Here is a 13,742-nt window from a genome sequence, read left to right as displayed (position 1 = left end):
ATTACCACCCCTCGACGACGGCCCGGGCGGCGTCGACGATTTCGTTACCACCCGGAGAGCCACCCGTCCAGGCGCGTTCGACGAGGCCGTCCTTGTTCACGAGCAAGATTAGCGACGTGTGGGTGATGTGTCGCTCGTGGTCGCCGTGACCGTCGTGGTCCCCGCTCGTCTCGGTCTCGTCGTGGTCGTCGTCGTCCATCCCGTCGTCGGTATCCGCATCCCCGTCTTCCATCTCGCCCGACTCCTCGCCGTGCTCGAACGCCACGCCGAACGTGTCCTCGACGATCGCCTTGGCGTCCTCGTGAGTCTCCGGTCGCAGGAAGTACCAGTTGCCGGCGTCGAAGTCGACCCCGTACTCCTCGCCGTACTCTTCGAGCACCTCGGCGGTGTCGTACTCGGGGTCGAAGGTCATCGGGAGGAACGCGATCTCGTCCTCGTACCCTTCCTCGTGGGCGTCGTCCTGGACGCGGCGCAGGGCCGCGGTCAGGCCGGGACAGACGGTCGTACAGCTGGTGTAAATGAACGTCAGCATCAGGTGGCGATCGTCCTCGAACTCCGTGGTCGTGACCGATCGGTCGTGGAGCGGGGCCGGCACCGTCGCTTCCGGAATTTCCTCGCCGTAGATCGGGTGCGGGAGGTCCGCCTCCTCGATCCGATCGTGGTTCTCCGGCGGGTCGAGAACGAGACCCTCGGCGGCCCCGCTGGAACTGCTCAGCTGCGAACAGCCCGCGAGGGACGCGCCGAGCGCCGCCGCTCCCGCCGCGCGGAGTACGGTTCGCCTGTCGATGGGTGTGGGTGTCGGGGTCATTATCTCGAGTGAATCTTCGCGTTCGGGAGGGTAAAGCGCCGCTCGGATTCCCGATCCCTTAGAAACTACCGAACAAGTTCGGTGCGGTTCCGACGTTCGCGGCGGCGAACGGTCGGTCCGGGCCGGGGCCGGTGACGGATCGGGTCGACGAGCGAAAAGCGGGACGGGACGATCACGGCCCCTCTTCGAGGACGGGTCGGGTCTCCTCGTTGAACATCTCGATCGCCCGGGCGGCCTGTGAGGGCAGTTCCTCCTGGGGTTCGGCCATCGCGGGTTCGTCGTCGGGGTCGGGCCAGCCGACCACGACGCGGCCGATGTTGCCCGCGACCTCGTGGGAGGTACAGACCTGCTGGGTGTCGACGTAGTCGTAGACGCCCTCGCGATCGAACGTGTGCTCGTACTCCGAGCCGACACCGCTCATCCGACCGCTTCCCCAAGGCTCGACGCCGTCGGACGTCCGGTGGGGGCCGTGGCCGTCCTCGTGGTAGGCGGTGACGTCGTGGCGGCCCGTCTCGACGAGCCACTCGACGGTCCCGCCGGGGACGACATGGACGACCTGCGGGTCGAACTCGGGGTAGGGCTGGGAGTTCGCCGTGACAGTGATCCGTTCGGCGGGCGTCCCCAGCTCGCCGGCGTTTTCGGGCGGCTGCTCGTCGCCGTCGCTCGCGCGATCGGTCGGGTCCGCGAGACAGCCGCCGAGGGCGACGCCGATCGCGAGTACGGACGATCGAAGCACGTTGCGGCGGGACGTGAGTGTCATGGTGGGAGTGGGGTCGCGGGATCGTGGTTCACCCGTGCTGGGTCCCGACGGGGATCCTTACGGATCCTCGTCGTAGACGTCGGGGTTCTCTTCGCCCTGGACGTCGATCACGCCGAGCGCGCCCTTGTGGACGACGCGGCTGAGCGCGTGGTCGACGATCTTGACCGGGCCGGGGACGGGGAACTCCATCTCGCCGGCCGCGGTCGTACCGGGGGCGACCGGGGCCGTCTCGATGTTGTTGTCCGGTTCGGAGAGCAGGTCTCCGTCGCGGTAGAAGTTGCTCCAGACGTTCCCGATCGGGTGCCAGGAGCTCAGGAGGTTCGGGCCACCGTTGGCGAAGTAGACCCGGGCGGTCTCGCCCGTGTTTGCTTCCATCGGCCCGACGCCGTCCTCGGTGAAGCCGTAGGCCTGGCCGTTGAACACGACGTAGGTGGGCTCTTCTTTCTTCATGGCCTCGAAGTCGAAGCCGTGGTGGCCTTCCTCGCCGACCTCGCCGTCCGTGTAGATCTCGTGCTGGCCGAGGTAGAACTCGTGGTCGACCTCGGGGAGCCCGTCTTCGGGTTCGACGAGGATCGAGCCGAACATCCCGGAGCTGATGTGCTGGTCCATGTTCGGGACCGCACAGTGGTAGATGAACACGCCAGCGTACTCGGCGCTGAAGCTGATCTGCGTGGGGTCGTCACCCGGGGCGAGCGTCGTCGCGTCCGCACCGCCGCCGGGGCCGTAGACCGCGTGGAAGTCGACGTTGTGCATGTCGATGTTCATGTCGTCCGGGACGTCGAACGTGAGGTTCACCGTGTCGCCACGGCGGACCCGGATCATCGGCCCGGGGACCTGCCCCTCGAAGGTCATGTACTCGAACGTGACGCCGGGCTCGATTTCGGCGGTCACGCGCTCGGTCTCGAGCGTGATGTCGTGCGTGCGGGGCTCGTTCCAGTCGACCGGGTCCGGGATGTCCGTGGGGTCACGGGCGATCCGATCGACGTCGACCTCCTCCGCCGACGGTAACCCCTCCTCTGCGTCGTCGTCGGAGTCTGTGCTCGTGTCGGCCGGGTCGTTGGTACCCGTACAGCCGGCAACTGCGACCGCACCGGCCGCGCCCATCGCCTGCAGGAACCGTCGTCGGTTGGTATCGGTTGGGATCATTGTCTTCACTTGGGTATAGGGATAGACGTATGTTCAACCGTACCGACGATTCCCATACGATAGCAATCGAATCGACGATTCCCGCCATATCGTGGTCAGTTATATACTCCTCGGGTCGACGATTCCCGCTATATTATGGTCAGTTAAGTACGTCCGTCTGCGATAGCCGACGGCGATCGAGAAATTAGTCCGCGTGCGCCGCGCTAGACCGCGATCACGAGCGTCTCGACGACGATCGCGAGGAGGATCGCGCCGAGGTAGTAGTTCGACGCGAAGAACGAGCGCAACGCGACCTCCTCGGTGGGCACGCGGTACTGGCGGATCACCGACCGGAGGAAGACGGTACCCAGCGCGACGGACGCGGTCGCGTAGACCCAGCCGAGCCCGGCAAGCCAGCCGAGGACGCTCGTGGCCAGCAACGTCGCGCCGAGGTAGAACATCACGTGTCGACGCGCGGCGAGGACGCCCCTGACGACCGGGTACATCGGGAAGCCGCCGCGCGCATAGTCGTCTCGGTACGCGATCGCGAGGCTGTAGAAGTGGGCGGGCGTCCACAGGAAGATCACGCCGGCGAGGGCGATCGCGGGCAGGCCGACGCTCCCGGTGACCGCCGCCCAGCCGATGAGCGCGGGGAGCGCCCCGGCGCCGCCGCCGAGAACCGTGTTCCAGGCCGTGTTCGGCTTCAGCACTGCGGTGTAGAGGACCGCGTAGTAGACGATCGCGACGAACGTCAGCGCCGCCGCCAGCACGTTGACCCACCACGCGAGGACGGCCATCGACGCCGCGACGAGCGCAACCCCGAAGGCCAGCGCGTTCCGGGCCGGGACGAGGTCGTGGACCAGCGGCCGATCGGCCGTGCGGTTCATCCGCCGATCGCGGTCGCGCTCGTAGACGTGGTTGAAGGTTCCGCTCGCGCCGATCGCGAGGACGCCCCCGGCGAGCGTCGCGATCGCGGTCGGCAACTCGAGGGACTCGCCGGTCAGCGTCGCCAGCCCCATCCCCGCGACGGCGACCAGACAGAGCAGCCACATCAGCCGCGGTTTGGTGAGCGTCAGGTAGGCGCCGACCGTCTGGCGGAGGCGCTCGGGCCAGTCACTCGGCCGATCGGTCGCGACCGAACCGGCCCCTCTTCCGTCGTCGCCGCTCGCTTCAGTACCGGCCGTCGATCGTTCGGGGGCACCCGACCCAACCTGCTCGGGTACCCCCGAATCGGCGGCGATCCGTTCCGGGGAACGCGAATCGGCCACCGCCTCGCGCGCGCTGTCCTCCAGCGTTAGCACGAGCGCGACGAGGAGGCAGGCGAAGATGACCATCGCGAGCGCGAGGTGGATTCGGTTCGTGACGGCGGGGCCCCCGACGACGATCGCGGCGCCGAGGACGACCTGGACGGGAAAGAGGACGACCGCGGTACCGACGAGACCGGCGACCCGACGATCGGTCTCCATCCGCCGAGTCGCGAGGCCGGACGCGGCGACGAGGAGACCGGCCACGAGGGCCGCCACGCGGTGGCCCCAGAAGAGGAGGTGGTCGCCGGAGAGCGACCCCAGCGTCGGGTCGGTCGAACAGTTCGGCCAGGTCGTACACGTCGCTGCGCCGTCCGTGGTCGAGACGGCGGTCCCGAGCGCGACGAGGACGTACGCCGCGATCGTCGTTCCCGCGAGCAGGTTCGCGAACTGTCGTCGGTCGAGTCCGTCGATCATCTCGTATCGATCGTCATCGTGCCAGTCGTCATCGTGTCAGTCGTCGCCGCTATCAGTTCGTGATTCGATGCCGCCTTCGTGGCCGCCTCGATCGCGTCGGGAAGCCGATCGGCCCGGTCCGACGGCGATTCGGTCGCCGATTCTACGCCTCTACTTTCGGGAACCGGGCGACGAACTCGTCCGGGGCGACCTGTTCGACTTCGTATCCGTCGGCGTTGAACGCCTCCACTTCGGCCTGGAACTCGTAGAACAGCGGCTTGGGCTCGTGGTCGTTGACGATCGTCAGCGTCTCGCCCGGCTCCAGGTCCTCGAACGTCTCGTGGATCTTCGGATGGCGGTTCACCGGCGGCACGTCCCTGACGTCGAGTCGTGTCATGCAGTCAGAGATCACCGTCGCAGTCCTTTCGATATTTGCCCGAACACGTTCGCGAAGATCGTCTCGCCGGCTACGCCTGCTGGATTAGCACGTGCCAGATGTCGCCTTCGTGTCGTTCGCTCTCGTGCTCGAAGCCGCGGGTCTCGAGCACGCCGTAGAGCGGGACCGGTTCGAACGGGGCGATCAGTCGGAGTCGATCGTCCGCCCCGAGTTCGTCGAGGGCGGCCACGATGTCGTCGAACGGTTCGCCGTCGATCTCGCGCACGTCGAGGGTTCGTTCGGCCGGCGTTGAATTCGTCGTCATCGATCGATCGTTCGGGACGGTGACGGTTGGCTGTTAAGGCGAACGTGTTCGAGCACCGAGACACGGATGATCGGGAGGCGTCGAATTGGGTCGGGAGTCCGATCCCCTCCGACCGGGACGGGGTGCGGACAATTCCCACGGATTAGGAATTTGCCGAATATATTCGGGGCCACGGGTACGTAGATCCGACTAGAACACGATCGTATGGCACAGGCAACGCTCACACTCACGATGCCCGAGCAGATCTGGATTCAACAGGTTTCGACGGCCCACCCGGAGTCGACGTTCCGGGTTCTCGCGGCCGTTCCCAGTTCGGAGTCGGGCTTCGCGCTCGTCCGAATCGCCGGTCCGGACGTGGCTGAGGTACTCGACGACATGAACGAACACCCCCAGATCACCGAACTGACCCTCGCCCAGTGGAGCGACAACGAGGCCACCGTCCACTTCGAGACGACCGTCCCGCTGTTGCAGTTCTCCTCGCGGGAATCCGGGATGCCGATCGAGTTGCCGGTCGAGATCCAGGACGGCGAGGCCACGATCGAGGTCACCGGCTCGCGCGAACGGCTCGCCGAACTCGCCGAACAGTTCGAGCACTTCGGGCTCCAGTACCGGATCGAGCACGTCCGGGAACGGCTCCACGAGAGCCAGTTACTGTCGGAACGACAGCTCGAAATCGTCGTCGCCGCCGTTGACGAGGGGTACTACGACACGCCCCGGTGCTGTTCGCTCACGGAACTGGCCGACCACCTCGACATCGCGAAGTCGACCTGTAGCGAGACGCTCCACCGCGCCGAGGAGGCGATCATCAAGCGGTTCGTCGAGGACGTTCCGAGCGTTCCCGACGAGGAGGCCGGTCTCGAGGAACAACTCGTCAGCGACTGATCAGTCGGCCCGCGTCGCGAGAACGAGCAGGGCGGTCGAGTCGGCGAGCGCTTCCGGCGCGATGTCCTGTGCCCCGTCGAATCGCACGAGTTCTCCCGCGTTCACCTCGTACTCGTCGCCGTCGAGCGACACCGAGAGTCGTCCCTCGAGGACGTGCATTACGATCTGCCGATCGGGATGCTGGTGCGGTGCGATCGATTCGCCCGCCTCGAGCGCGAGCCGAATCGTCTTCGGTTCCCCGTCGAAGACCTGCGCGTGCGGCGTGCTTTCCAGGGCCTCGAGCGACTGGACGGCAGGCGACTCGTCGTCGGATGGGTGGGCTGTCATCTACACGACCGTCGGTCCGGAGTCCGAAAGGACATTTGGCCGAACGAATTCGGTCGAACGACGTCCGATCGGCCGTCGAAGAGGCCTCGAGTTCCCCAATGGGCGACTGTCACTCGATACCACATACCGGCGTTCGCAAGCACCGGTTACTATATATGTTTATAAATATCCGAACATGATCGCATCGATTCTCACACGATGGAAATCGGCTCAACACTTCAACCGGGTCTAGTTATGAGACGGGGGTAGAGTACAGAGACATGTATTCAACTACGTGCCGGCATGCAATTACATCGGACCGCCGTAACCATTGTCAGGGGTGTTCAGGGTAGATGAGTACGGACGACGACTCGTTCCACCCGCTCGGCGAAGAGTGGGAGAACGAACTCGAGGGGATGCTCGACGAGACCGAGTACGACAGCGACCTCGGGATGCAGATGGCCCAGGACGCGATGGCCGTCACCAAGGGCGAACTCTCGGAAGCCGAATTCCACGAGAAGTATCACGAGGACGTGATGGAGGAGTTCGGTGTCGACGATCGCCCGACCGAGGAGGCCTACGAACGGGCCCAGGAAGAAGGGAAGGGCACCGTCACCCGGATGCTCGAGAAGTTCGAGGGCGACGGCGAGGAGAGCCGTCGCGACGCAATGAAGAAGATGGGTGCCGGTGCGGCAGCCGTCGGCCTCGGCGCCTGGGGCACCGCGGAAAACAGTAAGCAAGCCAGCGTCGGCGCGGCCGAAGAGGAGGGCCACGGCGGCGGCGAGGACGAGGGGACCCAGTGGGGGATGGTACTCGACCTCGAGCGCTGTGACGGGTGTCTCTCCTGTGTCACCGCCTGCAAGGAAGAGAACAATCTCGACCAGGGCGTCAACTGGATGTACATTCTCGACTACGAAGACTCGACGCCCGGCGGGCGCAACCGTCTCATCCGTCCGTGTCAGCACTGTACCGACGCGCCGTGTGAGAAGGTCTGTCCGACGACGGCCCGCCACACGCGGGATTCGGACGGCCTCGTGCTGACCGACTACGACGTCTGTATCGGCTGCCGGTACTGCCAGGTCGCCTGTCCGTACGGCGTCAACTACTTCCAGTGGGACGAACCGGAAGCGTCCCCCGACGACGTTCGCGCGACCGCCGAACAGATGGGCGCGACGAACGAGCACATGTACGACGAGCGCGACCGCTGGGTCGACAGCCGCGCCCCCCGCGGCGTCATGAGCAAGTGTACGATGTGCCCGACCCGTCAGGACGGGTTCTCCGGCGAGGAGAAGGTCGGCACGACCGCCTGCGAGGACGCCTGTCCGCCCCAGGCGATCAACTTCGGGGACATGAACGATCCCGAGAGTACGCCTCAGCGGTACCTCGCGAACGTCGTTCAGGGCCGCGCCCGAAACAAGGTCGAAGGGCAGAGCCCCAACAAGGAGGACGTCAGCGAGTCCTACGAGTTCCTCGACGGAAACATCGGTCTCCTCGAGATGAACTACAGCGAGAGCGACTGGGGCTTCGACGAGATCGAAGCCGCGCTGTACGTCCAGGGCGAGGTCAGCGACGACGAACTCTCCCTCGAGGAGGAGGACCTCCGGGAGGCCCTCACGGGTATCCTCGAGGAGGAGTTCGGCGACGAACGCTCCGAGGACGAACTCGCGACCATCGTCGACGCCCTCCTCGACGAGGGCGAGGCCGATCAGGACGACCTCGATCGCGCCAACGACGCGATGGACGCCGTCGTCACGAACGCCGAAGAGAGCGTCCAGGGCGTCGTCGATCGCTACGAGTCCCGCGAGATCACGCCCGCCGAGGTCCAGGAGTCGCTTGAGATTCTCGACGGCGAAGAGGAACCGTGGGTCACCGAAGACGGGATCACCGACGAGGACACCGCCCGGGAAGTGCTCGAGAGTTACGCCGGCGGCGACGCGTCGACGTTCAAACTGCTCGAGGACATCGGGACCCACCCGAACGTCACCTACATCGGCAACGAACCCGGTCCGGAGGCCGAGCAGGTCGAGGGCCCGGTCGCCTACGAAGACGTCGGCCTGACGGACAACCGCAAGGAAGTCCTCGACGAGGAGACCGTCGGTGACGCAGGGGTGAGGATCGGATGAGCACCAAAACGCCATCGGAAGCGGACATCCTCCGCCCGATCAACACGTTCACGAAGAAGTACGTCGCGCTGTTTGCCGTCTGTGCCCTGGCGCTCGGGGCCTTCCTCGTCGGCTGGGCCTACCAGCTGCAGCAGGGACTCGTCGTCACCGGCCTCGGCGACTGGGGATCCGGCGGCGGCGTGACCTGGGGCCTCTACATCGGCGCGTTCATCTGGTGGGTCGGGATCGCTCACGGCGGGATCATCCTCTCGGCGTCGGTCAGACTGCTCGGGATGGAGCGATACATGCCGGTCGCCCGCCTCGCCGAACTGCTGACGATCGCCGGCCTCTCCGCGGCGGGATTCTACATTCTCGTCCACATGGGCCGCCCCGATCGGATGGTCACCAGCGTGCTCGGCCACTATCACATCACGGTGAACAACTCGCCGCTGGTGTGGGACGTGACGGTCATCACGGCCTACTTCGTGCTGACCGCGACCTACCTCGCGCTGACGCTCCGGTACGACATCACGCGACTTCGTGACCAGTTGCCGGACCGCTTCGAACCGATCTACAAGGTCATGACCCTCGGCTACTCCGAGGCAGAAGACGAGATCATCGAGCGGATGGTCTGGTGGCTCGCGCTCGCGGTCATCATCATGGCCCCGCTCCTGCTCCACGGCGGCGTGATCCCGTGGCTGTTCGCACTCCTGCCGGCGATGCCCGGCTGGGAGGGCGGCATCCAGGGACCGACCTTCCTCTCGATCGCCCTCATGTCCGCGATCAGCGGTGTCACCCTCGTCGCGTACGGGTTCCGCCGCGCGTACGACTGGGATCACATCATCACCGACGATATCTTCCGCGGCCTCCTGCTCTGGCTCGGATTCTTCTGTATGCTGTTCCTCTGGTTCCAGCTGCAGTTCGGCGTCAACGGGCTGTTCAAGGCCCCGCTCGCCCGTGCCCACGCGACCGAAGCGAAGGTCGGGAGCCCCATCTACCGGATCGCGATCGGCACGATCGGCCTCTCGCTCGCGTACATCTTCGCGACGATCATCCGTCCGGCGCTGTTCAGCAAGAAGCGCGCGCTCATCGTCAGCGTCGCGGTGCTCGCCGCGACGTTCACGGAGAAACTGCTCTTCGTTATCGAGGGCTTCCTTCACCCGGTCTTCATGATCTACGAGGCCACCCCCGGCGAGTACTTCCCGAGCCTGATCGAGTGGCTCTCGCTGGCCGGGACGATCGGCATGGTGGTGCTCATCTTCATGACCGTCTCGAAGGTCGTTCCGGTGGTCGAACTCCACGCGATCGAACACCTGAACGAGGACCACGAACACGAAGCGGCCCACGAAAACGCGGCTGAGCCGGAGGTGGAAGCATGACGGCGTCGCTCGCGACCGCGCTCTCGTGGGTGCTGTACCACGGTTACGACGGGACCGAGGGCCTCACCGGCTTCCCGAACATCGGTACCTGGCTGATCTTCGCGATCATCCTGGTTCCGGTGTACGCCATGGTTACGGCGTGGTTCGTCGGTGAACCGCGCGACACCAAGTCGGCCCTGCTCGGCGTCTCGTACCTGGTCGGGATCACGGCCCAGATGTGGATCGGGATGTTCATCCTGACGATGCTCATCGGGATCATCTTCTACGGCGGGATGCCCGAACCGATCGGCGCCGTGGGTCCGTAGACGCCGTCGCACTGTCGACCGGTTTTTTGCGAACGCTCGTCACCCAGCGTCGCGGTTCGATAGTCGTCACGTTCGAGCCGCTCTCGGCGGGGACGACAAGGACCCTGAAATCGCATGCCAAATGACGACAAGGATTCCGGTGGGGGTATGGGTGTGCTCAACACACTCGTCTCCGCCGTCCTCTACCACGGCTACGAAGGGACGGCAGGGCTCACCGGGTTCCCGAACACGGGGACGTACCTGATCTTCGGGGTCATTCTGGTCCCGGTGTACGTCATGGTCGCGGCGTGGTTTCTCGGGACGCCGCGGAACACGAAGACCGGACTGCTCGGCGTGACGTACCTGGTCGGGATCACGGCCCAGATGTGGATCGGGATGTTCATCCTGACGATGCTCATCGCGATCGTCTTCTACGGCGGCGTGCCGGAACCGCTCGGACCGGTCGGCCCGTAACGACGCCGCCCGATCGCGATCGCCGTCCGCCGTGGGCGGCGTCTCGCGTCCCCGGAGACGCGGGTTCGGAGTTCGAACCATCACACGTATCCCGGTTCGATCCCTTACTCCCGCTAACGGATTCGACGCACCATGAGTATTACAGAACACGAACTTGAGATCAAACTCGAGGAGATCGAAGACCCCGACATCGGCGAGGATATCGTCTCGCTGGGGCTGGTCAACGACGTAACGATCGACGACGAGACCGCACGGATCTCGCTCGCGCTGAACGCGCCGTACGCGCCCTCGGAGATGGAACTGGGGAACCGGATCCGCGAACTCTGTGACGAGGTCGGCCTCGAGGCCGATCTCAGGGCGCAGGCCGGTGCGGAACACGGGTTCGACGACGAGGTCCTGCCCCGGGTGCGAAACGTCATCGCCGTCTCCTCCGGGAAAGGTGGCGTCGGCAAGACGACGATCGCGGCCAACCTCGCGGCCGGTCTCGAGAAACGCGGGGCCATGGTCGGCTTGCTCGACGCCGACATTCACGGGCCGAACGTCCCGCGGATCCTGCCGGTCGAGAGCGAACCGGGCGTCACCCCGAGCGAAGACATCGTCCCGCCGCGATCGGACGGCGTCCGGGTCATCAGCATGGGCTTCATGATGGAAGAGGAGGACGACCCCGCTATCCTCCGCGGGCCGATGGTCAACAAGTTCATGTTGAAGTTCCTCGAGGGCGTCGAGTGGGGTCGCCTCGACTACCTCATCGTCGACCTCCCGCCGGGGACCGGCGACGCGACGCTGAACCTCCTGCAGTCGATGCCGGTCACCGGCGCCGTCGTCGTCACGACGCCACAGGAGATGGCGCTGGACGACACCCGGAAGGGCATCCAGATGTTCAACAAGCACGACACGCCCGTCCTCGGCGTCGTCGAGAACATGAGTTCGTTCATCTGCCCGACCTGCGACGACGAACACGGCCTGTTCGGCACCGAGGGTGCCCAGACGATCGTCGACAAGTACGACATCCCCCTGCTCGGTCAGATCCCGATCCACCCCGACTTCGGGGCCGAGGGGAGCGAAGGCGCGCTCGTCAAGGACGATCGAAGCCCGGTCCAAGAGACGCTCGAAGATTTCGTCGCCGAGACGGCCGATCGGGTCGGCGAGACCAACCGCCGGACGGTCGCCGAGCACAAGGGCGGCGAACCGGACAACGCGCTGCCGACCGAGACCGAGGACTGAGTGTCGGCGTTTTCGTCGCTCTCGATCGAGTTCGGCGTGACTCGATCGGTCGGGAGGTGTCGAGCGCGATCGGTTGCGTCGAGTCGCCGGTCCGTATTTGCCCACTCGAACGCCCTCGGCTGCTCTCTGATCAGTCCCCCTCGAGAAGCGATTCGACGTACTTCGTGACGTGGTCGTCCATGCGACGTTTGTAGCCGGCCTGTCTCGCGAGGCGATCGAGTTCGCGAGCGACGAGGCTCCCGTACTGGACGGCTTTCTTGTCGCGGTGTGCGACCTCGGCGGGGAGATAGTCGGTCGCGACCAGCCGGAGGCCGCGTTTTCGCGTCTCCTCGTCGGCCAGCAACGCGTCGGGGAGCCTGAGGGCAGCGTCGACGACGGCATCGTGGAGTAACGGGGTCACCGGCTCGAGCCCCGTCGCTTCGACGGTGAGGACGTCCCGTGGAAGCTGGTCGGGGAGGCTCCGGATCCCCTCCCGGACCGCGCCGCGGACCGTGTCGGCCTCGACGCGGTGATCGAGGTGGACGACCTTCTCGTAGCCGCCGAACAGTTCGTCGGCCCCCTGGCCGAGCGCGAGCGAATCGAAGCCGTCGGCGGCGACCCGTTCGCCGACCAGGTAGAGCGGCAGGGCGATCTGGACGTCCATCGCGTTCGTGCGCCCGATCGCTCGCGCGACCGCGGGCGCGGCCCGCTCGAGATCGGCCGGTTCGAGGTCGACGACGGTGAGATCGCGACCCATCGCTGCCGCGGCCGTCCGCGCGGCGTCGACGTCGTGACTGTCGGGAAACCCGACGACGTACAGCGGCGCGTCGAGCAGTTCCGCGACGAGCGCCGAGTCGACGCCGCCGGAGAACGCGACGGCGACGTTCCCCGTGCCGGCCGTCGCCGCGTCCGCGGCCGTCTGGATCGTCTCGCGAAGCCGATCGAGCGCCGCCGATCGATCGGGCTCGGGGTCGGGATCGGGGAGGGACCATCGGATCGTGGGGGCGGGATCGTCGGGGCCCACGACTGCGCCGGCGGGAACGAGTTCGGGATCGTCGAGCGCGGTCGGTTCGAACGCCCAGGCGTCGTCTGCCGCCGGGTCGTCGGCCCCGGCCTCGACGAACAGCGGCACCCGCCCGAGGACGTCGCGAACGAGCCGATCGTCCACGAGTCCTGCGAAACCGGTCGTCCCAGGGAGCGGGTCGCCGGACGCGAGCGCGTCGCGAACGAGGGCCCGATCGGCACCGCGCAGGGTCATCCGAACAGCCCCACGACGGTGTTCCTGAGTCTCCGTGTGACGCCGCCGCCGAACTGCCGGAGGCTGATGTGCCACGGCGTCCGTTTTCCCTCGACGGACGTCTGCCCCTCGCGGATCGCGTCGAGGATCGCGTCGGCGGACTGCTCGTCGGCGTCGACCCGGGTGACGGCCTGCCCGACCATCTCGCTGATGTGGGCGTCGCTCCCGGCGGTCATCGGGAGGTCGCGGCTCCGTGCGAACCGTTCCGCCTGCCGGTTCGCCCGCCCGGTCAGCAGGCGCGAGTTGTAGATCTCGATCGCGTCGCCCAGCGCGAGTTGGTCGCGCGAGATCCGGGCCATGACGCCGTGGCGCGACTCCTGGAACGGGTGCGGAATCACCGCGAGGCCGCCCTGGTCGTGGATCGCCTCGATCGTCGACTCGTAGGAGAGTCCGGGTGGCACGGCCTCCTCGACGCCCAGTCCGAGGACGTGGCCGGCCTTGCTGGAGATCTCGATCCCGGGAATGGCGACCAGACCGTACTCGGGGGCCCGCTCGACGGCTTCGAGGCTCGCGTCGATCTCGTCGTGGTCCGTCACTGCGATCGCGTCGAGACCGACGGCCTCGGCCTGCTCTAAGATGAGCTCGACCGGGTCGCGGCCGTCGTAGGACAGCGACGAATGCGTGTGGAGTTCGACCGACAGCACGAGTGATCGTTTTGCGCGATTGATCAAAAGCGCCCCGATAAGCGGACGGACGACTGCGCTCGTCGGTCGGTCCAGAA

Annotated in this window: 15 protein-coding genes; 6 read left to right on the top strand and 9 right to left on the bottom strand. The window is 66.2% G+C overall.

What is annotated here, in order from left to right; translation table 11 throughout:
• Position 1 precedes the first annotated feature (1 nt).
• From AC6I6X_RS19990 to AC6I6X_RS19965, 6 genes are all read right to left on the bottom strand, one after another.
• Positions 2-808: an SCO family protein gene (locus AC6I6X_RS19990; RefSeq protein ID WP_497932327.1), complete on the bottom strand. Its 807-nt coding sequence runs from the start codon at positions 806-808 to the stop codon at positions 2-4.
• Between the two features lie 172 nt (positions 809-980).
• Positions 981-1,568 (bottom strand): plastocyanin/azurin family copper-binding protein, encoded by a 588-nt coding sequence (locus AC6I6X_RS19985; protein ID WP_497932326.1) that lies wholly within the window; start codon positions 1,566-1,568, stop codon positions 981-983.
• 57 nt (positions 1,569-1,625) lie between these two features.
• Positions 1,626-2,714, bottom strand: coding sequence for a copper-containing nitrite reductase (gene nirK / locus AC6I6X_RS19980; RefSeq protein WP_497932325.1), 1,089 nt, complete (start codon positions 2,712-2,714; stop codon positions 1,626-1,628).
• 203 nt (positions 2,715-2,917) lie between these two features.
• Positions 2,918-4,414 carry a heme o synthase gene (cyoE, locus tag AC6I6X_RS19975; protein WP_497932324.1) on the bottom strand — a complete coding sequence of 499 codons (1,497 nt, stop codon included), beginning with the start codon at positions 4,412-4,414 and terminating at the stop codon, positions 2,918-2,920.
• Positions 4,415-4,556: 142 nt separating this feature from the next.
• A complete protein-coding gene (locus AC6I6X_RS19970; protein WP_497932323.1) occupies positions 4,557-4,790 on the bottom strand; it encodes a DUF2249 domain-containing protein in 234 nt (77 codons plus the stop codon).
• Between the two features lie 70 nt (positions 4,791-4,860).
• Positions 4,861-5,094 (bottom strand): DUF2249 domain-containing protein, encoded by a 234-nt coding sequence (locus tag AC6I6X_RS19965; protein ID WP_497932322.1) that lies wholly within the window; start codon positions 5,092-5,094, stop codon positions 4,861-4,863.
• 204 nt (positions 5,095-5,298) lie between these two features.
• Here AC6I6X_RS19965 and AC6I6X_RS19960 point away from each other — a divergent pair, with 204 nt between their 5' ends.
• On the top strand, positions 5,299-5,976 hold the full coding sequence (locus tag AC6I6X_RS19960; protein ID WP_497932321.1) for a helix-turn-helix domain-containing protein: 678 nt from the start codon (positions 5,299-5,301) through the stop codon (positions 5,974-5,976).
• Here the strand turns inward: AC6I6X_RS19960 and AC6I6X_RS19955 are convergent, their stop codons facing one another.
• Entirely contained in the window at positions 5,977-6,303 is a 327-nt protein-coding gene (locus AC6I6X_RS19955) for a cupin domain-containing protein (protein ID WP_497932320.1), read from the bottom strand.
• 332 nt (positions 6,304-6,635) lie between these two features.
• On the opposite strand from AC6I6X_RS19955, the gene AC6I6X_RS19950 reads away from it, so the two are divergent.
• The 5 genes from AC6I6X_RS19950 to AC6I6X_RS19930 all read left to right on the top strand — a co-directional run bounded on the left by AC6I6X_RS19950 (position 6,636) and on the right by AC6I6X_RS19930 (position 11,745).
• Positions 6,636-8,405, top strand: coding sequence for a 4Fe-4S ferredoxin N-terminal domain-containing protein (locus AC6I6X_RS19950; protein ID WP_497932319.1), 1,770 nt, complete (start codon positions 6,636-6,638; stop codon positions 8,403-8,405).
• Positions 8,402-9,763, top strand: a complete 1,362-nt coding sequence (gene nrfD, locus AC6I6X_RS19945; protein WP_497932318.1) for an NrfD/PsrC family molybdoenzyme membrane anchor subunit — start codon at positions 8,402-8,404, stop codon at positions 9,761-9,763. Before AC6I6X_RS19950 ends, nrfD begins: the two co-directional genes overlap by 4 nt.
• Positions 9,760-10,068, top strand: coding sequence for a hypothetical protein (locus AC6I6X_RS19940; RefSeq protein WP_497932317.1), 309 nt, complete (start codon positions 9,760-9,762; stop codon positions 10,066-10,068). The genes nrfD and AC6I6X_RS19940 overlap by 4 nt, the downstream gene beginning before the upstream one ends.
• A gap of 153 nt (positions 10,069-10,221) precedes the next feature.
• A complete protein-coding gene (locus AC6I6X_RS19935) occupies positions 10,222-10,521 on the top strand; it encodes a hypothetical protein (RefSeq protein WP_497932316.1) in 300 nt (99 codons plus the stop codon).
• Between the two features lie 132 nt (positions 10,522-10,653).
• Positions 10,654-11,745, top strand: coding sequence for an Mrp/NBP35 family ATP-binding protein (locus AC6I6X_RS19930; protein ID WP_497932315.1), 1,092 nt, complete (start codon positions 10,654-10,656; stop codon positions 11,743-11,745).
• Between the two features lie 130 nt (positions 11,746-11,875).
• On the opposite strand, the gene AC6I6X_RS19925 is transcribed toward AC6I6X_RS19930, so the two are convergent.
• Complete coding sequence (locus AC6I6X_RS19925) at positions 11,876-12,982, bottom strand: asparagine synthase C-terminal domain-containing protein (RefSeq protein ID WP_497932314.1); 1,107 nt, start codon at positions 12,980-12,982, stop codon at positions 11,876-11,878.
• Complete coding sequence (locus AC6I6X_RS19920; protein WP_497932313.1) at positions 12,979-13,665, bottom strand: PHP domain-containing protein; 687 nt, start codon at positions 13,663-13,665, stop codon at positions 12,979-12,981. The genes AC6I6X_RS19925 and AC6I6X_RS19920 overlap by 4 nt, the downstream gene beginning before the upstream one ends.
• Between the last annotated feature and the right edge of the window lie 77 nt (positions 13,666-13,742).

The sequence above is a fragment of the Halosolutus sp. YCN4 genome (assembly GCF_059736495.1).
The sequence above is the reverse complement of the archived record's forward strand: the minus strand, read 5'-3'. Positions and strand labels throughout refer to the sequence as shown.